Source organism: Pseudomonas yangonensis (genome assembly GCF_009932725.1).
Lineage (GTDB): Bacteria > Pseudomonadota > Gammaproteobacteria > Pseudomonadales > Pseudomonadaceae > Aquipseudomonas > Aquipseudomonas yangonensis.
Genome location: NZ_BLJU01000003.1, coordinates 13409 through 38049, shown reverse-complemented (window position 1 = coordinate 38049; position 24641 = coordinate 13409). Strand labels below are relative to the sequence as shown.

Below are 24641 nucleotides of genomic sequence, written 5' to 3'. Positions count from 1 at the left end.
TTCTCTGCGGAAGTTGCTGCATGCGCGTATGGATCGACGCCGACGCCTGCCCTCGGGCGGCGCGGGATCAGGTGGTCAAGTTCGCCCTCAAGCGGGGTTTCGAGGTGGTGCTGGTGGCCGGGCAGGCCGTGGCCCGGCCGAATTTCGCCTGCGTGAAACTGATCGTGGTACCCAGCGGGCCGGATGCGGCCGACGATCATCTGGTCGAGCACGCCGTGCCCGGCGAACTGGTGATCTGCAGTGACGTGCCGCTGGCCGACCGCCTGGTGAAGAAGGGCGTCGCTGCGCTCGACCCGCGTGGCCGTGAGTTCGACGAGCGCAACATGGGCGAGCGCCTGGCGGTACGTAACCTGTTCACCGACCTGCGCGAGCAGGGCCAGGTCGGCGGCGGTCAGGCTCCCTATTCGGAGAAGGATCGACAGGCCTTTGCCAATGCGCTGGATCGTATCCTGACGCGCTTGAGTCGCTAGCGGCCCCGGCTAGCTAAGCAATGACCGTAGGAGCGAGCTCTGCTCACGAATTTCCTGAGGCTGGGCGCTTCGCGAGCAGAGCTCGCTCCTACAGAGGCATCCGTTCAGTGCTGTAGCCCGGATGAAATCCGGGGATGACAAACGCTCTGTCAGCCACACAGATAGGTGCCGGTGCCCACGGCCACCAGCACGCCTTCATCGTTGTGCAGCTCCATGCGAATCACCGCCACCTTGTTGCCCGCCCGTAGCGGCATGGCCGTGGCGGTGAAGCGCTGGCCGCGTCCGGGGCGCAGATAGTCGATGCGCAGGTCGATGGTGCCGAGTTTGGACAGCTTGCTCATGCGCTCGGCTGCCGGCAGGTGCTGGTGGTTGGCGAAGGCGCCGATCAGCGCCATGGCGCCGCCACAGACGTCGAGCAGTGAGGAAATCACCCCGCCGTGCAGGATGCCGTGGACGAAGTTGCCGATCAGCTCGGGCTTCATCGGCAGGTGCATGGTCACCTGCTCCTCGCTCAGTTCAGCGATCTCGATGCCGAGAAACTGGTTGAACGGGATGCGCTGGAAGAAGGCAGTCACCGCCTGTTGCAGGTCGGTGTCGAGGGTGAAGGGGGCTGACATGCGTGGTGGCTCCGTCGATCGGTGCCTGTCACGCTGACGCAGCTTGAAGGGTTTGGCCATAGGCAATGCCGGACTGCCTTTGGCAATGTCCGGATCGGCGTGTCGTGTGGCTATTGTAGGAGCGAATTCATTCGCGATGTGCCTGGCATGACGCCAGCCAGCTTCGCGGATGACTCCGCTCCTGCCTCAGGCGCCCTCTCAGTGGTGCGTCAGCTCCAGCACGCGGTCGACCATCTTGTTGATGCCCGATGCCGCCTCGGCGATGGATTTGGCGAGCATGTAGGCGGGGGTGGTCACCAGTTTGCGTTGCTCATCCTCGACGATCTCGCTGACCTCGCACTCATGGTGCTCGGCGCCCATCTGGGTCAGGGCCGCGGCGGTGTCGTGATCGCTGCCGATGGTGCATACCACGCCAGCGCCGAAGATCTTCGCCGCCAGTGCCGGCGCGATGCACATCAGGCCGACCGGCTTGCCGGCATCGACGAAGGCCTTGCACGCGGCCAGCACGTCCGGTTGCACCGTGCAGCCGGCGCCATTGGTGGCGAAGTCGGAAAGGTTCTTCGCCACGCCGAAACCGCCAGGCATGATCAGCGCGTCGAACTCGGCGGCGTGCAGCTGCTTGACGTCCTTGATCTGGCCGCGGGCGATACGCGCCGACTCCACCAGCACATTGCGCGTCTCGTCCATCTCGTCGCCGCTGTAGTGATCGACCACGTGCAACTGCGGCACGTTGGGTGCGAAACACTGGACCTCGGCGCCACGCTGGTCGAGGCGCAACAGGGTAATCACGCTTTCATGGATCTCGGCGCCATCGTAGACGCCACAGCCGGACAGAATCACTGCCACTTTCTTGCTCATGCTCGACTCCTGGTGAGGAAAGACGCGACCTTGATGCGGGCGCGGGTGTTACTGATTCTAAGGTTGTCGCCAAATGCCACTCGTGCTGTCACTTGCCGCCGCGAAGCCTGGCGAAGCTGCGCATAGGATGAATATCAGCTCATTCCCGACACAAGTACAACGATATGGCGCGGTCATGAATTACGTTCTCTACGCGGTGCCCTTCTTCTTCCTGCTGATCGGCCTGGAGCTGCTCGCTGAGCGCTGGCGCGGCATGCGCACCTATCGCCTGGCCGATGCGCTCAACAGCCTCAGTGCCGGCGTGCTGTCGCAGGCCACCGGTATTCTCACCAAGGTGGTCGGTCTGCTTACATATGCCTTCGCCTGGGAGCAGCTGGCGCTCTTCGAACTCTCCGAAGGCAGTTTCTGGGTCTGGGTTTTTGCCTTCGTCTTCTATGACTTCTGCTATTACTGGAACCACCGCCTGGGCCATGAGCGCAACGTGCTCTGGGCCGCGCATGCGGTGCATCACCAGAGCGAGGACTACAACCTCTCCACCGCCTTGCGCCAGACCAGTACCGGTTTCATCTTCGGCTGGATCTTCTACCTGCCGATGGCCGTGGTCGGTGTACCACCACTGGTGTTCCTCACCGTCGCCGCCCTCAACCTGCTCTATCAGTTCTGGGTGCATACCCGCCACATCCCCAAGCTGGGCTGGTTCGAGTGGCTGTTCATCACACCGTCCAATCACCGCGTGCACCATGCGCAGAATCCTATCTACATGGATCGCAATTACGGCGGTGTGTTCATTGTATGGGACCGGCTTTTTGGCACCTTTCAGGAGGAGCTGGACGAGGAACCGGTGATCTTCGGCGTGACCGTGCCGCTGGCCAGCTGGAATCCGCTGTGGGCCAATTTGCAGGTCTACGCCGGGCTGTGGAGCGATGCCAGGCGCGCCAGCTCCTGGTGGGACCGCCTGCGCATCTGGTTCATGCCCACCGGTTGGCGCCCGGCCGACGTGGCTGCGCGCTATCCGCAGGCCAAGGCGGACCTGAGCAACTTCCGCAAGTTCGAGGTGCCGCTTGGGCGTGGCGCGCAGGTCTACGCGCTGTTGCAGTTCGTCTTCTATCTGCTGGCCGGCGTATGGCTGCTGGCACAGGGCGATGCCCTTTCGATCGGTGCGGTGCTGCTGGCCTGCCTGTGGATGGCGCTGGGCCTGTACAGCATCGGCCTGTGGCTGGAAAACCGCAGCAATGCCTGGCAGATGGAGTGCCTGCGCCTGGTGAGCAACCTGCCGGCTTTCTGGCTGGCCGGTGAACTGGGCATGCTGACGTTGGATGCCAGGGCCTGGACCTGGCTTGTCGCATACAGCCTGGCCAGCCTGCTCGGCATCTGGCTGGCGCGCGGTTCAGCCGCGCCGGCGCTGACGCCACCGGTTTAGCCAGGCGAGGGACAGTAGCAGCACCACAGCGGCCAGCAGGATGACCTGGTAGTTGCGCAACTCTTCCAGCAAACCGCCCATGGCATTGCCCAGGCTGTAGGCCAGCAGGCTGATGCCGCCGGCCCAGACGCCGGCACCGATGGCGTCGAGCAGCAGATAACGGCGCCAGGAATAGCCGGACAGGCCGATGGTCAGCGGCATCACCGTGCGCAGGCCGTAGAGGAAGCGAAAACACAGCACCCACAGGTCCGGATAACGCTTGATCAGCGCGCTGGCACGTTCGCCCAGCGGTTGCCAGCGTGGTTTGCGTGCCAGCAGCGCGCGGCCATGACGACGGCCGAGGTAGTACCACAGCTGATCGCTGGCGAATGTGCCGAGGAAGGCGCACAGCGCCACCCATTCGATCTCCAGCACGTTGCGCACGGCCATGTAGGCCGCCAGCAGCAGGGATACCTCACCCTCTAGGAAGGTGCCCAGTACCAGTGCCGGATAGCCGAACTGGCGGATCAGATCTTGGAGCATGCCGTGCGCTCGATGAAGGGGTGCTGAAGACTACTCTGACCGCGAGGAACCCGGAAGGTGGCGCGTCATGCCACAATGGCCAGGTTTCGTGGCATTGCCGCCGCCCTGGCTGCGACCCGCAGTCGCATTGCGTCATGCGGTTGTCATCATTTGGTCATAATGCCCGCTTATAACCGTCACACTGGCCCGCCCGTGCGGGCTCTGGAGTCTGCCGTGAGCGTTACCCCCGCCAATCGTCTGTTCCCTGCCACCCGTCTGCGTCGCAACCGTCGTGACGACTTTTCCCGTCGCTTGGTGCGCGAGCATCGCCTGAGCGTCGATGACCTGATCCTGCCGGTGTTCGTTCTCGAAGGCGAAAACCGCCGCGAAGCCGTGCCGTCGATGCCGGGCGTCGAGCGTCTGTCCATCGATCTGCTGCTCAAGGAAGCCGAGCACTGGGTCGAGCTGGGCATTCCGGCGCTGGCGCTGTTCCCGGTCACTCCGCTGGAGAAGAAATCCCTCGATGGCGCGGAAGCCTGGAACCCGGACGGCATCGCCCAGCGCGCGATCCGTGCCCTGCGGGCGAAATTTCCCGAGCTCGGGGTGATCAGCGACGTCGCTCTGGACCCCTTCACCACTCACGGTCAGGACGGCATCCTTGACGAGTCCGGCTACGTGCAGAACGACATCACCGTCGATGCGCTGGTCAAGCAGGCGCTGTCGCATGCCGAGGCCGGTGCGCAGGTGGTGGCGCCGTCGGACATGATGGACGGCCGTGTGCAGGCGATTCGCGAGGCGCTGGAGCTGGCCGAGCACGTCAACGTGCGCATCATGGCCTACTCGGCCAAGTATGCCAGCGCCTACTACGGCCCGTTCCGCGATGCGGTGGGCTCGGCGGCCAACCTTGGCAAGGGCAACAAGCTCGGCTATCAGATGGACCCGGCCAACGGCAACGAGGCGCTGCATGAAGTGGCGGCCGATCTGGCCGAAGGCGCCGACATGGTCATGGTCAAGCCCGGCATGCCCTACCTGGACATCCTCTGGCGGGTGAAGGATGCCTACAAGGTGCCGACATTCGTCTATCAGGTCAGTGGTGAGTACGCCATGCACATGGCCGCGATCCAGAACGGCTGGCTCAGCGAGGCGGTCATACTGGAGTCGCTCACCGCCTTCAAACGTGCCGGTGCCGATGGCATCCTCACCTATTTCGCCGTACGGGCGGCAGAACTGCTAAAACAAGGGCGATGACGCCCTCAGGAACTCAGCGATGAACAGCGAAGGACTCAACAGCGAAGTGCTCGACAACAACCCGCCTCAGGCCGAGGTGGTCGCCGAGACGCCAGCGGTGGAAACCCCGCCGCCGGCCCCGATTCCCAGCCTGGATGACAGCAGCCTGTACATCCACCGTGAATTGTCGCAGCTGCAGTTCAATATCCGGGTGCTGGAGCAGGCGCTGGACGAGTCCTATCCGTTGCTCGAACGTCTGAAGTTCCTGCTGATCTTCTCCAGCAACCTCGACGAGTTCTTCGAGATCCGCGTCGCTGGCCTGAAGAAGCAGATCAACTTCGCCCGTGAACAGGCCGGCGCCGATGGCCTGCAGCCGCACCAGGCGCTGGCGCGCATCAGTGAGCTGGTGCACGAGCAGGTCGAGCGGCAGTACGCCATTCTCAACGACACCCTGTTCCCGGCGCTGGCCAAGCACAACATCAACTTCATCCGCCGGCGGTTCTGGACCACCAAGCTCAAGACCTGGGTGCGCCGCTATTTCCGCGACGAGATCGCGCCGATCATCACCCCCATCGGTCTCGACCCGACGCACCCCTTCCCGCTGCTGGTGAACAAGAGCCTGAACTTCATCGTCGAGCTCGAGGGCATCGATGCCTTCGGCCGCGATTCCGGTCTGGCCATCATCCCGGCGCCGCGCCTGCTGCCGCGGATCATCCGCGTGCCCGAGGAAGTCGGCGGCCCCGGCGACAACTACGTGTTCCTCTCGTCGATGATCCACGCCCACGCCGATGACCTGTTCCAGGGCATGAAGGTCAAGGGCTGCTATCAGTTCCGCCTGACCCGAAATGCCGACCTGTCGGTGGATACCGAGGACGTCGAGGACCTGGCGCGTGCCCTGCGTGGCGAACTGTTCAGCCGTCGCTACGGCGATGCCGTGCGCCTGGAGGTGGTCGACACCTGCCCGAAACACCTGCGTGACCACCTGCTCAAGCAGTTCGGCCTGACCGAGAGCGAGCTGTACCAGGTCAATGGCCCGGTCAACCTGACCCGCCTGTTCAGCATCACCGGCCTGGATAACCATCCGGATCTGCAGTACGCGCCGTTCACCCCGGTGATCCCCAAGCTGCTGCAGAACTCGGAGAACATCTTCAACGTGGTCAGCAAGCAGGACATCCTCCTGCTGCACCCCTTCGAGTCCTTCACGCCCGTGGTCGACCTGCTGCGCCAGGCGGCGAAAGACCCGCACGTGCTGGCGATCAAGCAGACCCTGTATCGCTCCGGGGCCAACTCGGAGATCGTCGACGCGTTGGTGGAAGCGGCGCGAAACGGCAAGGAAGTCACCGCGGTGATCGAACTGCGTGCGCGCTTCGACGAAGAGTCCAACCTGCAACTGGCCAGCCGCCTGCAGGCTGCCGGTGCGGTGGTGATCTACGGCGTGGTGGGCTTCAAGACCCACGCCAAGATGATGCTGATCCTGCGCCGCGAGAACGGCGAGATCGTCCGCTACGCCCACCTCGGCACCGGCAACTACCATGCCGGCAACGCCAAGCTGTACACCGACTACAGCCTGCTCACCGCCGATGTGGCGCTCGGCGAGGACGTGGCCAAGCTGTTCAGCCAGCTGATCGGCATGGGCAAGACCCTGCGCATGAAGAAGCTGCTGCATGCGCCCTTCACCCTGAAGAAGACGCTGCTCGATCTGATCGCCAAGGAGACCGCTGCAGCCGCCGAGGGCAAGCCGGCGCAGATCATCGCCAAGTTCAACTCGCTGACCGATGCCAAGGTCATTCGTGCGCTGTACAAGGCCAGCCAGACCGGGGTGAAGATCGATCTGGTGGTGCGCGGCATGTGCTGCCTGCGTCCGGGCATCGCCGGGGTGTCGCACAATATCCAGGTGCGTTCGATCATCGGCCGCTTCCTCGAACACACGCGGGTGTTCTACTTCCTCAACGGCGGCGACGAGAAGATCTATCTGTCCAGCGCCGACTGGATGGAGCGCAACCTCGACAAACGCGTGGAAACCTGCTTCCCGGTAGAGGGCAAGAAGCTCATCACCCGGGTGAAGAAGGAGCTGGAAAGCTACCTGACCGACAACACCCAGGCCTGGGTGCTGCAGTCCGACGGTCGCTATGTGCGTCAGCAGCCCACCGGCAACCAGAACCCGCGTAGCGCGCAGTCCGGCTTGTTGGAAAAGCTCACAGCCCCGGTCGTCGTCGCTCGTTAAAAGCGGCTGCTTGCAGCCCTCTGATGACCCTCTCCCGCTTGCGGGAGAGGGTGCCCGAAGGGCGGGAGAGGGCGAAAAAGGCCGCGTGCCATAGTTTTGCTCTGTCTGTTACGCCGATGAGCGCCTGATCGCTGGCGATCAGGCCGGGAGAGGGCTGGGAAGGCCGCGTGCGATAGTTTGGATAACTGCTCCTGCGCCGTTGAGGGCTAAATCGCTAGCCCTCTCCCCCGGCCCCTCTCCCGCAAGCGGGAGAGGGGAGAAAGCAGCCCGGCCGCATGTTTCGTAGGGTGCGCTGCCCCCTACATCGATGTGCGGCCGCAGCCCCTTACCTCTCCGGGCACAGGGAAAACCGGCAGAACCTTGCCCTTCGCCTTTCCCGGATTGCATCCGGGCTACGCCTTCCCTACAACCTTGCCCGCACCTGCTTCGGGCTGATACCGAAGGCGCGCTTGAATGCCGTGGAGAAATTGGCGGCGCTGCTGTAGCCGGCGATCCAGGCGGCCTGTCCGACGCTTACGCCCTGCCGCTCCAACGCCTCGCGTGCCTGTTGCAGCTTGCGCTGGCGCTGATACTCGAACAGCGAGGTGCCCTTCGCCGCCTGGAACTGGCGCTGCAGGGTGCTGGCGCAGCAGCCGACCTCATGGGCGATATCTTCCAGTGACCAGCCATCGGCCTCGCCGCTGTGCAGCAGTTCCAGGGTACGGCGAATGCGCTGGTATTCCTGTGGGCGTAGGTTCGGCGTGGCGTTGAGCGGTTGCCGGGTCAGCAGGCTCAGCGCTTCACCGGCGATCTCCAGGGCGCGGCTTTCCAGGTAGAGATTTTCCAGCAGGCGATTGTCGCAGCCAGGGTGCAGCACCTGTTCGGCCAGCGTCAGCAGGCGCGGTGACGGTTGCCAGCGCATCACATTGAGTGGTCGGTAATTACCCTGCAGCAACGTCTTGAGCTGCGCCTGGCCATCGAAGCCGCTGGATTCGAACCACTCCGACGCCAGGCTCACCGAGACCTTGCGGATGCGCTGGCCGCGGCGCGCGCGACGGGCGAAGAGCATCGGCTCGTTGAGCGCGATGGTCACCCCCTCGCCAGCAGTGCCGGATGCACCGAAGGTGAAGGGTCGGCCGTCGTAGCTGACCTCGCTGCGCCCCTGCAGAAAGAGGATGAAATTCAGGTGCGGGCGCGCTTCGGTCTGGGTGGCGAAGTCCTGCAACTCCTGGCAGTCCGAGCAGTGCAACGACAGGCCGCTGCGCAGCCGGCGCCAGCTCAGGTGCCCCTGGAACAGGCGATCACGCGCGGTCCCGCCATCCACCAGGCGGATGCGCTCATCGGCCAGGTCTGCCAACTCGGCGGCGCGGACGATGGGGGCGTGGCTGGTCATCGATGACACCTCTGCATGCCTCTGGCGCAAAGAACAAATCCCTGCACACAAACCTCTTGTTACAAACAGGGTGGCAGACTACGCCTCGCCATTTATTGATGCAAATCATTCGCATTGGATGTTGTGCCGGCATCATGCCGCGCACATCGGGGAGGGGGCATGTACCTGCAAGCGCGTCATCATTCGTTCAAACCCTTGGCCATCGCCATGTTGCTGGCTGCGCCGGCGTTGGCAGCGGCTGCCGAGGAGCCGCTGCAACTGCAATCCACCGAGGTGCTTGGCACCGCGCAGGAGGAGCTCAAGCAGGCACTCGGCGTATCGGTGATCACCGCCGAGGATATCCAGAAGGCGCCGCCGGCGAACGACATCGCCGAGATCATCCGCAAGCAGCCGGGCGTCAACCTGACCGGCAACAGCGGATCGGGCGCGCGCGGCAACAATCGCCAGATCGATATCCGCGGCATGGGCCCGGAGAACACCCTGATCCTGATCGATGGCAAGCCGGTGAGTTCGCGCAATGCCGTGCGCTATGGCTGGCGCGGTGACCGTGATACCCGCGGCGATACCAACTGGGTGCCAGCCGAGCAGATCGAGCGCATCGAAGTGCTGCGCGGCCCGGCTGCTGCCCGCTATGGCAGCGGTGCCGCAGGCGGCGTGGTCAACATCATCACCAAGCAGGCCGGCCTGGAGCATCACGGCAACCTCAGCCTGTACGCCAACATGCCGCAGCACAGCGAGGAGGGCGCCACCCGCCGTTTCAACTTCGGCCTCAGCGGCCCGCTGGCGGAGAGCCTTTCCTACCGCATATACGGCAACCTGAACAAGACCGACTCGGACGATCAGGACATCAACGAAGGCCGCGCCGTCAGTGCCACCAACGCCGCGCTGGCGGGGCGCGAAGGTGTACGCAACCGCGATATTGATGGCACGCTCAGCTGGCGCCTGGACGAGTCGCAGAGCATCGACCTGCAGGCCGGTTTCAGCCGCCAGGGCAACATCTACACCGGCGACAGCATGAACAACCTCAGCAGCAGTCCGGTGGTCAATGCTGCGCGCGACAGCTGGATCGGCCGTGAAACCAACCGCATGCTGCGCAATACCTACGCCATCACTCACCACGGCGACTGGGACTTCGGCAGCACACTGAACTATCTGCAGTACGAGCGCACGCGCAACAACCGCCTCAAGGAAGGCCTGGCCGGTGGGCCTGAAGGTGCGATCAACGGCAACGAGTTCGGCACCATCGAGCTGGAAAGCCTGACTGCACACAGTGAAGTCAGCCTGCCGCTGTCGGCCCTGTTCGAGCAGGTGCTGACTCTGGGCGCCGAGTGGAACGAGCAGCGCATGGATGACGGCGTCTCCGACCTCGCGCTGGTCCAGAACATCGGCTACACGGACGCTTTCAACGGCTCCGTCGCGATGCGCACCGCGTCGCTGTTCATCGAGGACAACATCGAACTGGCGCCCGGCACCATCCTGACCCCGGGGCTGCGTTACGACCACAACAGCGTCAGCGGCAGCAACTGGAGCCCGTCGCTTAACCTGTCCCACCGGCTGGACCAGCACTTCAGCCTCAAGGCCGGTATCGCCCGCGCCTACAAGGTGCCCAACCTGTACCAGAGCAACCCGTCCTACGCGCTGTACAGCAACGGCATCGGCTGCTGGGGCACGGTGGGCGTCGGCTGCTTCATGGTCGGCAATGACCAGCTGGACGCCGAAACCAGCATCAACAAGGAACTGGGCCTGGAGTTCGAATCCGGCGACTACCACGCCAGCCTGACCTGGTTCCGCAATGACTACCGCGACAAGGTCGAGGCCGGCCGCACGCCGGTGGCCAATATCACCGCCAGCATCATGGGCGCCAACCGCCGGGTGGACGTGTTCCAGTGGGTCAACATTCCGCGGGCGGTGGTCGAAGGCTTCGAGGGCAACCTGAAGATGCCGCTGGCCGACCGCCTGAGCTGGAACACCAACTTCACCTGGATGCTGCAATCGAAGAACAAGGAGACTGGTGAGCCCTTGTCGATCATCCCCGAGTTCACCGTCAACTCGACGCTCGACTGGCAGGTGAGCGAGCCGCTGTCGTTGCAGACCAGCGTGACCTGGTATGGCCGGCAGACACCCGGCAAATACGACTACAAAGGCAACGAGCTGACTGGCGATGCGCGCCGTGAAATCTCGCCCTATGCCCTGGTCGGTATCGGCGGCAACTATGCCATCGACAAGAACTGGAGCGTCGGTGCCGGCATCAGCAACCTGTTCGACAAGCGCCTGTACCGCGAGGGCAATAGCCGCGAGGCCGGCGCCTACACCTACAACGAACCGGGGCGCACCTTCTACGCCAGCATCAGCACCAGCTTCTGAAACCCTTACCCAATGGTGGATGAAAGCAGCGTCATCCACCCTACGAGTGAAGTACGCGGACGTAGGGTGGACGACGCTTTGCCCGTCCACCGCTTGACTCACCTGAAGGTGGCTGGAAAAAGCGTCAGCCACCCCAGGGTATCTCCAATCCTGATAACAGCGGGTTCACCCGCCACGACCTGATGAGCCTTCTGCATGATTAGATTTGAAGGTACCGCGACCACCGCCTCGGCGTCGCTATACATGACCAAGCTGTGCAAGCACTTTCGTCACAAGATCGCTGTGGAGTTCGATGAGCGCACCGCCGATGCGCAGTTTCCCTCCGGCCGCTGCCGGATGCGGGCCGAAGCCGATGCGCTGCATTTCGACTGCCAGGCCGAAGATGCCGTGGCTGCCGAGCGCATTCGCTTCGTCCTCGACGATCATCTGGTGCGCTTCGCGCGTAAGGAAGGCCTGGCGATCGTCTGGGGCGAAGAGGCCGGCGATGAGAGCTAGCGTTGCCCTGTTCGTCCTTGCGCTGTGCTCGTCGCTCGCCGTGGCTGCCGAAACCTGGCAGCCGGCGACGCTGGTGCAGGCCGAGATGCGTGACCTGCAGTCGCGGCATACCGGGCGCAGCTATCGGCTGTATCTGTCGAAACCGCAAGGCGAGGCGCCGCCGCAGGGTTACCCGGTGGTCTATGTGCTCGATGCCGAGCTGTTCTTCCCGCTGCTGGCGCAACAGGCGCTGATGTATACGCCGCATGCCGCGCGTGATGGGCGGCAGGCGGTGCTGGTGGTTGGCATCGGTTACCCCGGTGCCGCACCTTTCGATCTCGCGGCGCGCGCCGAGGACTACACGCCGCCAGCAGCAAACCTGAGCGACAGCCACGACCGCCTGGGCGGCGCCGAGCGTTTTCTGGATTTCCTCGAGGAAGAGGTCAAACCCCTGGTGGCGTCACGCTACAGGGTCGATGCACGGCGCCAGACCCTGTTCGGCCACTCCTACGGCGGCCTGTTCACGCTCTACACCCTGCTGTCACGGCCACAGGCGTTCCAGCGTTACGTGGCTGCCAGCCCCTCGTTGTGGTGGAACCAGCGCCATGCCTTCGATCTGCTGCAGACGTTCGCCGGCTTGCAGTCACGTCCAGATGTTCGTCTGATGCTCAGCGTCGGCACCGCCGAGCAACCGGCAGCCGATACGCAGCGGCTGAATGAGCGACAGCGCCATCTGCTCGAGCGGCGCATGGTCGACAACGCCCGGGAATTTCAGCAGCGCCTCGGCGCGCTGGGCGTAAATGCACAATTGCTGCTGACACCCGGCCAGGATCATGCCGGCAACGCCTTCGCCAGCAGTCTGCAGGTGCTGGACTTCGCCTTGCGCCGCTAGGCCTCGGGCCGTTTCGCGTGGCGCTGGATCAGCGCACGCTCAGGGTCAGGTCGATGCGCTTGAGCCACTCGGCCTCGGCCTCGAAATCCGCCTGGGTCAGCGGGTTGGCCGCCAGCCAGCCTTCGGGGAAGACGATCTCCAGACTGTCGTCGCCGGCCTTGAACTGCACCTGTGGCATATCCTGCGTACCGCGGATGTGATGGAACAGGATGGCGAAGCGCAGCAGCACGCACAGGCGCATCAGTTTGACGCCTTCCTCGCCGAAGTCGGCGAACTTGTCCTTGGGGATGTTGCGGCGATGGCCGCGCACCAGCAGCGCGAGCATCTGCTGATCCTGGCGCGAGAAGCCGGCCAGGTCCGAGTGCTCGATCAGGTAAGCGCCATGCTTGTGGTACTGGTAGTGAGCGATGTCCAGGCCCACCTCGTGCACCCTGGCGCCCCAGCTCAGCAGTTCGCGGTGCCAGATGTCGGTCAACCCCCAGTCGCTGGCGACCTTGTCCAGTGCCGACAGCGCCTTGGCCTCGACCCGGGCGGCCTGGTCGGTATCGACATGGTAGCGTTCCATGAACGCCGCCAGGGTGCGCTCGCGGACGTCCTCGTGCTGATGACGGCCCATCAGGTCATAGAGCACGCCCTCGCGCAGCGCGCCTTCGGAGTGGCTCATGCGCTGAATCTCGCAGGCATCGAAGATGGCTTCGAGAATTGCCAGACCCGCAGGGAAGATGCTGCGGCGGTCCGGCTTGATGCCATCGAGGTCGATCTTCTCCACCTCGCCGAGTTTGAACAGCTTGCGCTTGAGCCATGCCAGACCTTCGACCGTGACCTCGCCGTTGCCCAGGCCGGCGGCCTTGCTCGCCAGGCCGATGGCCTTGATGGTGCCGGAGGCGCCCACGGCATCCTCCCAGCCGAGACGGCGCAGCCCCTGTTCGATGCCCATCAGTTCCAGACGGGCGGCAGTGTAGGCCTGGGCATATCGCGCCGGGGTGATCTTGCCGTCCTTGAAGTAGCGCTGGGTGAAACTGACGCAGCCCATCTGCAGGCTTTCGCGCAGCAGCGGCTCGAAACGCTGGCCGATGATGAACTCGGTACTGCCGCCACCTATGTCGGCGACCAGGCGCTTGCCGGGGGTATCGGCGATGCTGTGGGAAACGCCGAGGTAGATCAGGCGCGCTTCCTCGCGGCCGGAAATCACCTCGACCTGATGGCCGAGAATCTCCTCGGCACGGCGGATGAACACCGCACGGTTGCGCGCTTCACGCAGGGCGTTGGTGCCGACGATGCGCACGGCGCCTTCCGGCAGGCTGTTGGTGAACTGGGCGAAGCGGCGCAGGCAATCCAGGCCGCGCTGCATCGCCTCCTCGCTGAGCTGGCGCTCGTCATCCAGGCCTGCTGCCAGCTGAACCTTGTCGCCGATGCGCTCGAGGATGCGGATTTCGTGATTGTCGGCCTTGGCCAGCACCATATGGAAGCTGTTCGAGCCCAGGTCGATGGCGGCGATCAGGGGAAAACTCTCGGCATGGGCTTGGGGCATGATTGCGGCATCTCGTTCGATTTCCGCGCATCCTGCCACGACTGAGCGCATGAGCCAACGCATACGGATGTCGCAGCAAACATGTCTAGACCTGTGGTAATCGCAGCTCCAGCGCATTGCGGGGCTGTTTCAGCACCTGCTCGTCGCAGTTGTGGTCCTCGCCGCCACGGTCCACCACGAGGAAGCGGCCGGGATGCTGCAGGCATAACAGCGGGTGGTGCCAAGTGCCACGCGCGTAGTTCACGCCCTGGTCCGGCGCGCTGATGAAGGCGCGTATTTTCGACTCGTCCAGCTCGCCGGGCGGGGCGACGACGATCAGCATGCGTCCGCCGTCCACCGGATAGAAAGCCTGGCTGCCAAGCGGATGACGCTCGAGCATGCGGATTTCGATGGGCGCGTGCCAGGCCTTGCCCTCGAAGATATTCACCAGGGTTCTGGGCGATTCGCCGGCCAGCTCCACCTGCACCAGGTCGTGGTAGCGGGTGGTGGTGCCGGCATTGATCGGGAAGGCTGTGGCGCCGGCTGTTTCGATCACGTCGCCGAAGGGCGCGAAGGCTTCGCGGGTCAGCGGCTCGATGCGCAGCGGCAGGGGCGCTGGCGCGTTCACAGGTTCACCGAGCCGATGAAGTTGCGCAGTTCCTCGGTCTGCGGGGCGGCAAACAAGGCTTTCGGATCGCCGATCTCGTGCACCTTGCCCTGGTGCATGAATACCAGCTTGTCGCCGACTTCGCGGGCGAAGCGCATCTCATGGGTGACCATGATCAGGGTCATGCCCTCGCTGGCCAGTTGCTTGACCACCGCCAATACCTCGTTGACCAGTTCGGGGTCGAGCGCCGAGGTGATCTCGTCGCACAGCAACACCTTGGGCGACATGGCCAGGGCGCGGGCAATGGCCACGCGCTGCTGCTGGCCGCCGGACAGGCGCTCGGGGTAGGCGTCGAACTTCTCCGCCAGGCCGACGCGCTCGAGCATCTGCCGGGCGATCTTCTCGGCTTCGGCGCGCGGGGTTTTCTTCACCACCTGCGGCGCCAGCATGACGTTCTCGCCGACGGTCAGGTGTGGGAACAGGTTGAACTGCTGGAACACCATGCCGACTTTCTGCCGCAGGCTGCGCAGGTCGGCGCGGGCGGCGTCGATGTACTCGCCGTCGACTTCGATGACGCCGTCGTTGATCGATTCCAGGCCGTTGAGGGTACGCAGGAAGGTGCTCTTGCCCGAGCCGCTGCGGCCGATGATGGCGACCACTTCGCCTTCCTCGACCTTGAGGTCGATGCCCTTGAGCACATGGTTGTCGCCGTAATACTTGTGCAGGGCGGTGACGTTAAGCAGTGACATTCAGCCTCCTTTCCAGGCGGTATGCAGCGAGCGAGAGCGGGTAGCAGAGCAGGAAGTAACCGAGGGCGACGAAGCCGTAGACCATGAACGGCTCGAAGGTGGCGTTGGCCAGCATGCTGCCGGTCTTGGTCAGCTCGGTGAAACCGATGATCGAGGTCACCGCAGTGCCCTTGACCACCTGCACCGAGAACCCGACGGTGGGTGCCACGGCGATGCGCAGCGCCTGCGGCAGCACCACGTGGCGCAGGGTTTCCAGGCGGCTCATGGCCAGGCTTTCGGACGCCTCCCACTGGCCACGGCTGATCGACTCGACACAACCACGCCAGATTTCGGCGAGAAAGGCGCTGGTGAACAGCGTCAGCGCAGTGGCCGCAGCCAGCCAGGGCGACACGTCCACCCCGAGCAGGGCGATGCCGAAGAACACCAGGAACAGCTGCATCAGCAACGGCGTGCCCTGGAACAGTTCGATATAGCCGCGGGCGAGCATGCGCGGCGCCGACAGTGGCGACAGTCGCGCCAGCAACACCAGCAGGCCGGTGATGCCGCCACAGACGAAGGCCACCAGCGACAGCAGCAGCGTCCACTGCAGGCCGGTGAGCAGATTGCGCAGGATGTCCCAGAGGGTGAAGTCCATCAGCGAGCCCCCATGATGAAGCGGCGGCCAATCCAGGCCAGCAGTTGGCGAACCAGGATGGCCATGACCAGATACAGCGCCGTGGTCAGCAGGTAGGTCTCGAAGGCGCGGAAATTGCGCGACTGGATGAAGTTGGCGGCGAACGACAGCTCCTCGGTGGAGATCTGCGAGCACACCGCCGAACCGAGCATGACGATGATGATCTGGCTCGACAGCGCCGGCCACACCTTGCCCAGTGCCGGGCGCAGTACCACATGGCGGAAGGTCTCGAAGCGGCTCATGGCCAGTGCGCTGGCGGCTTCGAGCTGGCCGTGCGGTATGGCCTGGATGCCGGCGCGGATGATCTCCGTGGAGTAGGCGCCGAGGTTGATCACCATGGCCAGCACCGCCGCTTCCCACTCGCTCAGGCGTACGCCGAGCGAGGGTAGGCCGAAGAAGATGAAGAACAGCTGAACGATGAACGGCGTGTTGCGGATCAGCTCCACATAGACGCCAAAAATCCGGTCGAACGGGCGGATGCGCCAGGCGCGCAGTATCGCCCCGACGATGCCGAGACCGACCCCCAGCAGGGTGCCGATCGCCGTCAGCGCGAGGGTGAAGGCCGCGCCCTGCAGCAGCAGGTCGCTGTGCTGCAGGACGGCGGCGAAATCGAACTGGTACGCCATGGCTCAGTTCCCCGCGCGGCTCAGAGGTCGGCCGGCAGCGGTTGCTTCAGCCACTTCTGGCTCAGTGCCTCGAGGCTGCCATCGGCCTTGGCGTCGGTGATGATGGCGTTGACCTTGTCCCGCAGCGCGGCCTGGTTCTTGTTCACGCCAACGTAAACCGGCGAATCCTTGAGCTTGAGCTTCATGTTCGGCACACGCTTGGGGTTCTTCTCGGAGATGGCCACCATCACCACGTTGCCGCTGGCGATCAGCTCGACCTGGCCGGACAGGTAGGCGGCGATGGTCGAGTTGTTGTCCTCGAAGCGCTTGATGGTGGCGCCTTTCGGAGCGACGTTGCTCAGTTCGATGTCTTCGATGGAGCCGCGGGTGACGCTGATGGTCTTGCCATTCAGGTCTTCGAGGCTGGAGACGGCTGCGTCTTCAGGGCCGAACACGCCGAGATAGAAGGGCGCATAGGGCGCCGAAAAGTCGATCACCGCTTCGCGCTCGGGGTTCTTGCCCAGGCTGGAAATCACCAGATCGACCTTGCCGGTGGTGAGGAAGGGGATGCGGTTGGTGCTGTTGACCGGGGTCAGCTCCAGTTTCACCGCCAGCTTGTCGGCCAGCAATTGCGCGGTATCAATATCCAGGCCGCGTGGTTTCATGTCCGGCCCGACCGAACCGAAGGGCGGGAAGTCCTGTGGTACGGCGACTTTCAGTACGCCCGCCTTGCTGATGTCATCGAGTGCATCGGCGTGAGCGCTACTGGCGCCAAAGGCCAGGGCGGCGAACAGGGTACCTAGTAGGGTGCGGTGAAATTTGCGCATGTCGTACTCCCGATCAATGAAGGAAAAGCCAAGCGTTTGCCTCATTGGGGCAGTGCATCGCCTGTGCCAGATTCAATGAAATCGAGGCTTTCATCGCCGCAGGCTAGTGAGAATAAGGTCTTACTGGTCTGAACAGTTGGCGTTGCTGACCAGATGGCAGAGATCTTTCTGTGCCATCTCGGTGCGTTACGCTGTTGGGCTGTTCCACAAGGGGGCGTCGCTTGCCTGAAGCCGTCTTCCGGCCTTACAAAGGCAGCTCCACTGGACTGGCCGGCCCGAACAGCAATGAATGCTTCCGCTCCCCGCGCGGTACCCGAATACGCCCTGCAGGCCATCCGCCGCCTGATCGAGGAGGAGGGCTATCGCCCCGGTGATGCACTGCCCTCGCAGCGCGATCTGGCCGAGCGCCTGGGCGTCAGCCGTGCCTCGCTGCGCGAGGCGTTGTCATCGCTCAGCGCGCTGGGCCTGGTCAGTGTGCAGGCCGGCAAGGGCGTGTTCGTCCAGCAGGCGCCGAAAGTGGAGGGGGCTGGCGGTTTCGTCTGGCCGTTCGCCGCGCAGGTGTCGGCCGCCGATACCTTTCAGTTGCGCTTCGCTCTGGAGGGATTCGCCTGTGGCCTGGCAGCCGGGGTGATGACCGCCGAGGAGCTGGACATTCTCGAAGACAACGTCGAACAGATGCGCCGTGAGCTTCGCGCCGGTGATTTCGCGCAGGCGACGCGCCTGGACTTCGAGTTCCACCAGCGCATTCTCGCTGCCAGCGGCAACCAGGCGATGTTCGCCCTGGTGACCTCCAGCGCCGACATCTTCCTGGAAAGCCAGAAGCTGCCGTTCATCCGACCGGAGCGGGCTATGGAGACCTGGCACGAGCACCGCAAGATACTCAAGGCTCTGGTCAGACACGCCGCCGGCCCGGCACAAAAGGCCATGCAGCAGCACATCCGCGCCGCCGCGCTGCGCACCGGCATCGCATTCGCCACACTGGGCGATTGAGGCTTATAGTGGCAGCCTATTGAAAGGCTCAATCGTCGGCGCCTTCCGGTACTACCGAAGGCGGGCTATGATGGCGCCACTTTTTTGCTTCCGAATATACGGAGACCCCTCATGAGCGAATTCATCACCAACGTCAGCGACGCCAGCTTCGACCAGGACGTCATCCAGGCTGAGGGTCCGGTTCTGGTCGACTACTGGGCTGAATGGTGCGGTCCGTGCAAGATGATCGCGCCGGTGCTCGACGAGATCGCCAAGGACTATCAGGGCAAGCTGAAGATCTGCAAGCTGAACATCGACGAAAACCAGGAAACCCCGCCGAAGTATGGCGTACGGGGTATCCCGACTCTGATGCTGTTCAAGAACGGCAATGTCGAAGCGACCAAGGTCGGCGCCCTGTCCAAGTCGCAACTGGCGGCTTTCCTCGACAGCAACATCTGAACCTCGCCGCATTGGAGAAACCCCGCTATGTTGCGGGGTTTTTTCGTTTTCAGGGCTAGACGCTGTTTTTTCACGGTGTTAAATTCGGCCTCGCTGCATCCCCTATGCAGCTCTCTGCATGCCGTCGCCGATTCATTCCAATACGAATTCGTTCGCGATCCTGTCGCCTTCTCTGCGGCGCGGCTTCTCAAGCTAACAGCTTTCTTCTCCTCTCGATGATCACGTCATTCCTATGAATCTGACCGAACTCAAGCAAAAGCCGATTGCCGAACTGCTGGACATGGCCGAACAGATGGGCCTGGAAAACATGGCCCGTTCGCGCAAGCAGGACATCATCTTCGCCCTGCTGAAAAAGCATGCCAAAAGCGGCGAGGAAATTTCCGGTGACGGCGTGCTGGAGATCCTCCAGGACGGTTTCGGCTTCCTGCGCAGCGCCGACTCCTCCTACCTGGCAGGCCCGGACGACATCTACGTCTCGCCCAGCCAGATCCGCCGTTTCAACCTGCGTACCGGTGACACCATCGTCGGCAAGATCCGTCCGCCGAAGGAAGGCGAGCGTTACTTCGCCCTGCTCAAGGTCGACAGCATCAACTTCGACCGCCCGGAAAACGCCAAGAACAAGATCCTGTTCGAGAACCTGACGCCGCTGTTCCCGAACAAGCGTCTGACCATGGAGGCCGGCAACGGCTCCACCGAGGACATCACCGGCCGCGTGATCGACCTCTGCGCACCGATCGGCAAGGGCCAGCGTGGCCTGATCGTCGCTCCGCCGAAAGCGGGCAAGACCATCATGCTGCAGAACATCGCCTCGAACATCACGCGTAACAACCCGGAAGTGCACCTGATCGTTCTGCTGATCGACGAGCGCCCGGAAGAAGTGACCGAGATGCAGCGCACCGTGCGCGGCGAAGTGGTCGCCTCTACCTTCGACGAGCCGCCGACCCGTCACGTGCAGGTCGCCGAAATGGTGATCGAGAAGGCCAAGCGCCTGGTCGAGCACAAGAAGGACGTGGTCATCCTGCTCGACTCCATCACCCGTCTGGCGCGTGCCTACAACACCGTGATCCCCAGCTCCGGCAAGGTCCTCACCGGTGGTGTCGATGCTCATGCCCTGGAGAAGCCCAAGCGTTTCTTCGGCGCCGCGCGCAACATTGAGGAAGGCGGCAGCCTGACCATCCTCGCCACCGCGCTGATCGAAACCGGCTCGAAGATGGACGAAGTGATCTACGAGGAATTCAAGGGCACCGGCAACATGGAGCTGATCCTCGACCGCCGCGTGGCCGAGAAGCGCACCTTCCCGGCGATCAACATCAACAAGTCCGGCACCCGCCGCGAAGAGCTGCTGACTGGTGAGGAAGAGCTGTCGCGCATGTGGATTCTGCGCAAGCTGCTGCACCCGATGGATGAGATCGCGGCCATCGAGTTCCTGATCGACAAGCTGAAAGCGACCAAGACGAACGACGAGTTCTTCCTGTCGATGAAGCGCAAGTAAGACGTTGCGCTGTGCCACAAGGCCGGGGAAACCCGTAGTGTTGTTCACTTAAGGTTGTACGCGTTTGGCTCCCCTCTCCCATTTATGGGAGAGGGGTTGGGGGAGAGGGCTGAAAACACCGCATAACGGCCAGTTTTCCCCTCTCCCTAACCCTCTCCCCAAAGGGGCGAGGGGACTGATCGCACTTGACCGTTCTAACGTGAACAGCATTCCGGGGAAACCCGGCCTTGTCGTTTCTGCTGGCTTCTCAAGCCTTCTGAAAGCCCGACTTCGGCGCTAAACTTTGCGGCCGACTCCTGCCTGTCCGACACGAGGCTCCTGCATGCAGTATCGCGACCTGCGCGACTTCATCCGTGAACTGGAAAAGCGCGGCGAACTCAAGCGTATCCAGACCCCGGTTTCGCCTATTCTGGAAATGACCGAAATCTGCGACCGCACCCTGCGCAAGGGCGGGCCGGCGCTGCTGTTCGAAAAGCCCACCGGCTTCGACGTGCCGGTACTCGGCAACCTGTTCGGCACGCCCAAGCGCGTGGCCCTGGGGATGGGCGCGGAGGACGTCTCCGAGCTGCGTGAGATCGGCAAGCTGCTGGCCTTTCTCAAGGAGCCGGAGCCGCCCAAGGGACTCAAGGACGCCTGGAGCAAGCTGCCGATCTTCAAGAAGGTCATCTCCATGGCACCCAAGGTGGTCAAGGACGCGCCTTGCCATGAAGTGATCGAGGAGGGCGATGACGTCGACCTCGGCAAACTGCCTATTCAGCACTGTTGGCCGGGCGACGTGGCGCCGCTGATCACCTGGGGCCTGACCATCACCAAAGGCCCGAACAAGGAGCGGCAGAACCTCGGCATCTATCGTCAGCAGGTGATCGGCCGCAACAAGGTGATCATGCGCTGGCTCAGCCATCGTGGCGGCGCGCTGGATTACCGCGACTGGTGCCAGAAGCACCCGGACAAGCCTTATCCGGTCTGCGTTGCCCTCGGCGCGGACCCCGCGACCATTCTCGGCGCCGTGACGCCAGTGCCCGATACCCTTTCCGAGTACGCCTTCGCCGGCCTCTTGCGCGGTCATCGCACCGAGCTGATCAAGGCGGTTGGCAGTGATCTGCAGGTGCCGGCCAGCGCCGAAATCGTGCTGGAAGGCGTGATCCATCCGGGCGAGACCGCGCCGGAAGGCCCCTACGGCGACCACACCGGCTACTACAACGAGGTTGATACCTTCCCGGTGTTCACCGTCGAGCGCATCACCCGGCGCCGCGACCCGATCTACCACAGCACCTATACCGGCCGGCCGCCAGATGAGCCGGCGATCCTCGGCGTGGCGCTGAACGAAGTGTTCGTGCCGATCCTGCAGAAGCAGTTCCCCGAGATCACCGACTTCTACCTGCCGCCGGAAGGCTGTTCCTACCGCATGGCGGTGGTGACCATGAAGAAGCAATACCCGGGCCACGCCAAGCGCGTAATGCTCGGGGTGTGGTCGTTCCTGCGACAGTTCATGTACACCAAGTTCGTTATCGTCACCGACGACGATATCAACGCACGGGACTGGAATGACGTGATCTGGGCGATTACCACGCGCATGGACCCCAAACGCGACACGGTGATGATCGACAACACGCCGATCGACTACCTCGACTTCGCTTCGCCGATCTCGGGCCTTGGCTCGAAGATGGGCCTGGACGCCACTCACAAGTGGCCGGGCGAGACCAGCCGCGAATGGGGCCGCGCCATTGAGAAGGATCCGGCCGTGGTGGCGCGCGTCGACGCGCTGTGGAGCGATCTGGGAATCGATTGATGAACGTCACCCTGCAACCCTCCGGCATCACCCTTGCCCTGCAACCGGGCGAGCGCATCCTCGATGGCGCCCGCCGCCTCGGCTATGACTGCCCGCAGAGCTGCCGCAATGGCAACTGCCATATCTGCGCCGCGCTGCTGGTGGAGGGACGGGTGCGGCAGAACGAGGCGGAACTGGATCATGGCGAGCTGTTCACCTGCCTGGCCGAGCCGCTGGAAGACTGCGTGCTGCACTGGGATGGGGTGCTGGCGCCGGGTGAGCTGCCGGTACGCGAGCTGAGTTGCCAGGTGATCGAGTGCCAGGCGGTGGGTGGTGATGTGTTCCGTGTGCGCCTGCGTACGCCTGCGGGCAAGGCGCCGCGCTACCACGCCGGGCAGTATCTGCTGCTGCAGCGCCCCGATGGCGAGATGGCCGCTTTTTCCCTGGCCTCGGCGCCGCATGCCGGGCGCGAGCTGGAGTTGCATATCCTCGCCCGTGAGGGCAGCAGCATCGCCCTGCTGGAGCATCTGCGCTCGACCGGTATCGCCCGGGTGCAAATGCCCTATGGCGATACCCACCTCGCCGACCTGCCCGATGGCCCGCTGGTGCTGATCGCCGCCGGTACCGGCATGGGCCAGATGCACAGCCTGATCGAGCACTGCCGCGCTGCCGGTTTCGCCCACCCGGTACACCTGTACTGGGGCGCGCGTCGGCCCGAGGATTTCTATGAGCTGCCGCATTGGGCCGAGTGGCAGCAGCTGGACAATCTGCACCTGCACCAGGTGGTCAGCGACCAGTGTGGCTGGCAGGGCCGTTGCGGTCTGCTGCACGAAGCGGTGCGCGAGGATTTCCCCAGCCTCAAGATGCTGCACGTCTATGCCAGCGGCTCACCGGCGATGGTCTACGCCACGCTCGATGCGCTGGTCGAGGCGGGGATGGACGCCCACCAGATGCGTGCCGACGTATTCGCCTACGCGCCGCGCTGAATGGCCGTGATGAGCGGGTCAGGCTGCCAACGCCGCCTCTCGTAGGAGGCCCGCCCCGTGGCGTGGCCTGTGCAGCCTGCGGTCCGGGCGGCCCTTTCGGCCTATTGCAAACACCGTCAGGGCACGTGCCCGGTGATGTCTGTCCCTTTTTCTCCTCAGCACGACCACACCTAGCAAAGGTTGTCCCGCTCGGGACGAACGGTCTGCGCTGCATTCGCCTTTAACAGCTAACCTGTTTGTTCGGTATCAATTTGTTGCGAACAGGTTGGTTAGTGCGACACCTTCAGGCTGTACCGCCATCCTTCGCATCAGTAGAGCGACTCCCCGCAAAACAATAAAAGGAAGTTCGACTATGACGCACTCTCGTCACCTGCTGTCCGGCCTGGCCCTATCGTTCGCACTTGCCAGCACGGGCACTCACGCTGCGGGACTGACCAGCGAGCAAAAACCATTCGGCAAGACCAATGACGGCACGCCCGTCGAGCAGTATGTGCTGCGCAACAGCCATGGCATGGAGGCCACGGTGATCACCTACGGTGGTGTGTTGCAGTCGTTGAAGGTGCCGGACAAGCACGGCAAACTCGATGACATCGTGCTGGGTTTCGACGACGTGCAGGGCTACCAGGCCGGCACGGCATTCTTCGGCGCGACCATAGGCCGCTTCGGCAATCGTCTGGCGGGTGGGGCTTTCGAGCTCGATGGCAAGCGCTACCAAGTGCCGCTCAACGATGGGCCCAACGCGCTGCACGGCGGTGCCGAGGGCTTCGACAAGCGAGTGTGGGAAGCCAAGCCGGTTCAAGACAAGGACTCGGTGGGCGTCACCCTGACCTACCTGTCGGAAGATGGTGAGATGGGGTTTCCCGGTAACCTGAAAACCGAAGTCACCTACCGCCTCAACGACCACAACGAACTGCACATCGACTATAAGGCCACCACCGACAAGCCCACGGTGATCAATCTCACCAACCACAGCTATTTCAATCTTGCGGGCGCGGGTAATGGCGACATTCTCAACCAGGTCGCAACCTTGCACGCCAGCCATTACACGCCGGTCAACGCCACATTGATCCCCACCGGCGAACTGGCACCGGTGAAAGGCACGCCCATGGACTTTACCCAGCCCACGCCGATTGGCCGGCACATCAGGGATGACCACCCACAGCTCAAATATGCCGAAGCCAAAGAGGGCGGCTTCGACTTCAACTGGGCGCTGGACGGCAAAGGCGACATCAAGCAACTGGCCGCGGAGGTCCACGATCCGGCATCAGGCCGCCGCCTGCAGCTCTACACCACGGAGCCGGGGGTGCAGTTCTATACCAGCAACTTTCTGGATGGCTCGGTAAAGGGCAAGGCCGGCAAAACCTACCTCCACTGGAGCGCCTTCACCCTGGAAACCCAGCATTTCCCGGATGCACCGAACCAGCCGAGCTTCGCCTCTACGCGACTGGACCCAGGGCAGACCTATACGCAGCACACCGTGTTCAAGTTCTCGGCGGATTGAGGACACGACTTCTGCTTTTGTAGCGTCTCAACGGGGGCAGACCGTGCAGCCCACGCCGCAATCAGTCTGCCCTGTT

The 24641-nt window shown here is 63.5% G+C and carries 23 protein-coding genes; 13 read left to right on the top strand and 10 right to left on the bottom strand.

Features of this window, described 5'->3' with window-relative positions:
• The first annotated feature begins 20 nt into the window (after positions 1 to 20).
• Positions 21 to 470, top strand: a complete 450-nt coding sequence (locus tag GYB81_RS05745) for a YaiI/YqxD family protein (RefSeq protein ID WP_004373364.1) — start codon at positions 21 to 23, stop codon at positions 468 to 470.
• 149 nt (positions 471 to 619) lie between these two features.
• Here GYB81_RS05745 and GYB81_RS05740 read toward each other — a convergent pair whose 3' ends face one another.
• Both GYB81_RS05740 and elbB read right to left on the bottom strand, forming a co-directional pair.
• Positions 620 to 1087 carry a thioesterase family protein gene (locus GYB81_RS05740; protein WP_161865683.1) on the bottom strand — a complete coding sequence of 156 codons (468 nt, stop codon included), beginning with the start codon at positions 1085 to 1087 and terminating at the stop codon, positions 620 to 622.
• 198 nt (positions 1088 to 1285) lie between these two features.
• Complete coding sequence (gene elbB / locus GYB81_RS05735) at positions 1286 to 1945, bottom strand: isoprenoid biosynthesis glyoxalase ElbB (protein WP_161865684.1); 660 nt, start codon at positions 1943 to 1945, stop codon at positions 1286 to 1288.
• A gap of 175 nt (positions 1946 to 2120) precedes the next feature.
• On the opposite strand from elbB, the gene GYB81_RS05730 reads away from it, so the two are divergent.
• Positions 2121 to 3365, top strand: coding sequence for a sterol desaturase family protein (locus GYB81_RS05730; protein ID WP_161865685.1), 1245 nt, complete (start codon positions 2121 to 2123; stop codon positions 3363 to 3365).
• Here the strand turns inward: GYB81_RS05730 and GYB81_RS05725 are convergent.
• Positions 3333 to 3887 carry a DedA family protein gene (locus GYB81_RS05725; protein WP_024306431.1) on the bottom strand — a complete coding sequence of 185 codons (555 nt, stop codon included), beginning with the start codon at positions 3885 to 3887 and terminating at the stop codon, positions 3333 to 3335. The genes GYB81_RS05730 and GYB81_RS05725 overlap by 33 nt on opposite strands.
• A 213-nt stretch (positions 3888 to 4100) precedes the next feature.
• On the opposite strand from GYB81_RS05725, the gene hemB reads away from it, so the two are divergent.
• Together hemB and ppk1 are read left to right on the top strand one after the other, a co-directional pair.
• The gene (gene hemB, locus GYB81_RS05720) at positions 4101 to 5114 is read left to right on the top strand and encodes a porphobilinogen synthase (protein WP_161865686.1); all 1014 of its coding nucleotides are present in this window, start codon (positions 4101 to 4103) and stop codon (positions 5112 to 5114) included.
• A gap of 19 nt (positions 5115 to 5133) precedes the next feature.
• Positions 5134 to 7317, top strand: a complete 2184-nt coding sequence (gene ppk1 / locus GYB81_RS05715; RefSeq protein ID WP_161865687.1) for a polyphosphate kinase 1 — start codon at positions 5134 to 5136, stop codon at positions 7315 to 7317.
• A 403-nt stretch (positions 7318 to 7720) separates the two neighbouring features.
• On the opposite strand, the gene GYB81_RS05710 is transcribed toward ppk1, so the two are convergent.
• Complete coding sequence (locus GYB81_RS05710) at positions 7721 to 8689, bottom strand: helix-turn-helix transcriptional regulator (RefSeq protein WP_161897754.1); 969 nt, start codon at positions 8687 to 8689, stop codon at positions 7721 to 7723.
• A 159-nt stretch (positions 8690 to 8848) separates the two neighbouring features.
• On the opposite strand from GYB81_RS05710, the gene GYB81_RS05705 reads away from it, so the two are divergent.
• From GYB81_RS05705 to GYB81_RS05695, 3 genes are all read left to right on the top strand, one after another.
• Positions 8849 to 11053 carry a TonB-dependent siderophore receptor gene (locus GYB81_RS05705; protein ID WP_161865689.1) on the top strand — a complete coding sequence of 735 codons (2205 nt, stop codon included), beginning with the start codon at positions 8849 to 8851 and terminating at the stop codon, positions 11051 to 11053.
• Between the two features lie 195 nt (positions 11054 to 11248).
• Positions 11249 to 11548: a DUF2218 domain-containing protein gene (locus tag GYB81_RS05700; RefSeq protein ID WP_161865690.1), complete on the top strand. Its 300-nt coding sequence runs from the start codon at positions 11249 to 11251 to the stop codon at positions 11546 to 11548.
• On the top strand, positions 11538 to 12419 hold the full coding sequence (locus GYB81_RS05695) for an alpha/beta hydrolase (protein WP_161865691.1): 882 nt from the start codon (positions 11538 to 11540) through the stop codon (positions 12417 to 12419). Before GYB81_RS05700 ends, GYB81_RS05695 begins: the two co-directional genes overlap by 11 nt.
• A gap of 28 nt (positions 12420 to 12447) precedes the next feature.
• Here GYB81_RS05695 and ppx read toward each other — a convergent pair whose 3' ends face one another.
• From ppx to GYB81_RS05665, 6 genes are all read right to left on the bottom strand, one after another.
• Positions 12448 to 13950, bottom strand: a complete 1503-nt coding sequence (gene ppx / locus GYB81_RS05690; protein WP_161865692.1) for an exopolyphosphatase — start codon at positions 13948 to 13950, stop codon at positions 12448 to 12450.
• Positions 13951 to 14035: 85 nt separating this feature from the next.
• Positions 14036 to 14557, bottom strand: a complete 522-nt coding sequence (locus GYB81_RS05685; protein ID WP_161865693.1) for an ureidoglycolate lyase — start codon at positions 14555 to 14557, stop codon at positions 14036 to 14038.
• On the bottom strand, positions 14554 to 15285 hold the full coding sequence (locus tag GYB81_RS05680; RefSeq protein WP_024306435.1) for an amino acid ABC transporter ATP-binding protein: 732 nt from the start codon (positions 15283 to 15285) through the stop codon (positions 14554 to 14556). Before GYB81_RS05680 ends, GYB81_RS05685 begins: the two co-directional genes overlap by 4 nt.
• Positions 15272 to 15922, bottom strand: a complete 651-nt coding sequence (locus GYB81_RS05675; RefSeq protein ID WP_178101819.1) for an amino acid ABC transporter permease — start codon at positions 15920 to 15922, stop codon at positions 15272 to 15274. The genes GYB81_RS05680 and GYB81_RS05675 overlap by 14 nt, the downstream gene beginning before the upstream one ends.
• Positions 15919 to 16584, bottom strand: coding sequence for an amino acid ABC transporter permease (locus GYB81_RS05670; RefSeq protein ID WP_161865695.1), 666 nt, complete (start codon positions 16582 to 16584; stop codon positions 15919 to 15921). Before GYB81_RS05670 ends, GYB81_RS05675 begins: the two co-directional genes overlap by 4 nt.
• A 20-nt stretch (positions 16585 to 16604) precedes the next feature.
• Positions 16605 to 17390 carry a transporter substrate-binding domain-containing protein gene (locus GYB81_RS05665; protein WP_161865696.1) on the bottom strand — a complete coding sequence of 262 codons (786 nt, stop codon included), beginning with the start codon at positions 17388 to 17390 and terminating at the stop codon, positions 16605 to 16607.
• A 285-nt stretch (positions 17391 to 17675) separates the two neighbouring features.
• Here GYB81_RS05665 and GYB81_RS05660 point away from each other — a divergent pair, with 285 nt between their 5' ends.
• The 6 genes from GYB81_RS05660 (at position 17676) to GYB81_RS05635 (ending at position 24565) form a co-directional block, all read left to right on the top strand.
• Positions 17676 to 18380 (top strand): FadR/GntR family transcriptional regulator, encoded by a 705-nt coding sequence (locus GYB81_RS05660; RefSeq protein WP_161865697.1) that lies wholly within the window; start codon positions 17676 to 17678, stop codon positions 18378 to 18380.
• A gap of 111 nt (positions 18381 to 18491) precedes the next feature.
• A complete protein-coding gene (gene trxA, locus GYB81_RS05655) occupies positions 18492 to 18818 on the top strand; it encodes a thioredoxin TrxA (protein ID WP_004373332.1) in 327 nt (108 codons plus the stop codon).
• A gap of 232 nt (positions 18819 to 19050) precedes the next feature.
• The gene (rho, locus tag GYB81_RS05650; protein WP_004373327.1) at positions 19051 to 20310 is read left to right on the top strand and encodes a transcription termination factor Rho; all 1260 of its coding nucleotides are present in this window, start codon (positions 19051 to 19053) and stop codon (positions 20308 to 20310) included.
• 322 nt (positions 20311 to 20632) lie between these two features.
• Entirely contained in the window at positions 20633 to 22099 is a 1467-nt protein-coding gene (gene ubiD, locus GYB81_RS05645; RefSeq protein ID WP_161865698.1) for a 4-hydroxy-3-polyprenylbenzoate decarboxylase, read from the top strand.
• A complete protein-coding gene (locus tag GYB81_RS05640) occupies positions 22099 to 23064 on the top strand; it encodes a CDP-6-deoxy-delta-3,4-glucoseen reductase (protein ID WP_161897753.1) in 966 nt (321 codons plus the stop codon). Before ubiD ends, GYB81_RS05640 begins: the two co-directional genes overlap by 1 nt.
• Before the next feature lie 352 nt (positions 23065 to 23416).
• Positions 23417 to 24565 (top strand): aldose epimerase family protein, encoded by a 1149-nt coding sequence (locus tag GYB81_RS05635; protein ID WP_161865700.1) that lies wholly within the window; start codon positions 23417 to 23419, stop codon positions 24563 to 24565.
• Positions 24566 to 24641 lie beyond the last annotated feature (76 nt).

Coding starts and splice junctions, on each gene's coding strand:
- GYB81_RS05745 (WP_004373364.1), top strand. CDS start 21: ATGCGCGTATGGATCGACGCCGACGCCTGCCCTCGGGCGGCGCGGGAT.
- GYB81_RS05740 (WP_161865683.1), bottom strand. CDS start 1,087: ATGTCAGCCCCCTTCACCCTCGACACCGACCTGCAACAGGCGGTGACT.
- elbB (WP_161865684.1), bottom strand. CDS start 1,945: ATGAGCAAGAAAGTGGCAGTGATTCTGTCCGGCTGTGGCGTCTACGAT.
- GYB81_RS05730 (WP_161865685.1), top strand. CDS start 2,121: ATGAATTACGTTCTCTACGCGGTGCCCTTCTTCTTCCTGCTGATCGGC.
- GYB81_RS05725 (WP_024306431.1), bottom strand. CDS start 3,887: ATGCTCCAAGATCTGATCCGCCAGTTCGGCTATCCGGCACTGGTACTG.
- ppk1 (WP_161865687.1), top strand. CDS start 5,134: ATGAACAGCGAAGGACTCAACAGCGAAGTGCTCGACAACAACCCGCCT.
- GYB81_RS05710 (WP_161897754.1), bottom strand. CDS start 8,689: ATGACCAGCCACGCCCCCATCGTCCGCGCCGCCGAGTTGGCAGACCTG.
- GYB81_RS05705 (WP_161865689.1), top strand. CDS start 8,849: ATGTACCTGCAAGCGCGTCATCATTCGTTCAAACCCTTGGCCATCGCC.
- GYB81_RS05700 (WP_161865690.1), top strand. CDS start 11,249: ATGATTAGATTTGAAGGTACCGCGACCACCGCCTCGGCGTCGCTATAC.
- GYB81_RS05695 (WP_161865691.1), top strand. CDS start 11,538: ATGAGAGCTAGCGTTGCCCTGTTCGTCCTTGCGCTGTGCTCGTCGCTC.
- ppx (WP_161865692.1), bottom strand. CDS start 13,950: ATGCCCCAAGCCCATGCCGAGAGTTTTCCCCTGATCGCCGCCATCGAC.
- GYB81_RS05680 (WP_024306435.1), bottom strand. CDS start 15,285: ATGTCACTGCTTAACGTCACCGCCCTGCACAAGTATTACGGCGACAAC.
- GYB81_RS05670 (WP_161865695.1), bottom strand. CDS start 16,584: ATGGCGTACCAGTTCGATTTCGCCGCCGTCCTGCAGCACAGCGACCTG.
- GYB81_RS05665 (WP_161865696.1), bottom strand. CDS start 17,390: ATGCGCAAATTTCACCGCACCCTACTAGGTACCCTGTTCGCCGCCCTG.
- GYB81_RS05660 (WP_161865697.1), top strand. CDS start 17,676: ATGAATGCTTCCGCTCCCCGCGCGGTACCCGAATACGCCCTGCAGGCC.
- trxA (WP_004373332.1), top strand. CDS start 18,492: ATGAGCGAATTCATCACCAACGTCAGCGACGCCAGCTTCGACCAGGAC.
- rho (WP_004373327.1), top strand. CDS start 19,051: ATGAATCTGACCGAACTCAAGCAAAAGCCGATTGCCGAACTGCTGGAC.
- ubiD (WP_161865698.1), top strand. CDS start 20,633: ATGCAGTATCGCGACCTGCGCGACTTCATCCGTGAACTGGAAAAGCGC.
- GYB81_RS05640 (WP_161897753.1), top strand. CDS start 22,099: ATGAACGTCACCCTGCAACCCTCCGGCATCACCCTTGCCCTGCAACCG.
- GYB81_RS05635 (WP_161865700.1), top strand. CDS start 23,417: ATGACGCACTCTCGTCACCTGCTGTCCGGCCTGGCCCTATCGTTCGCA.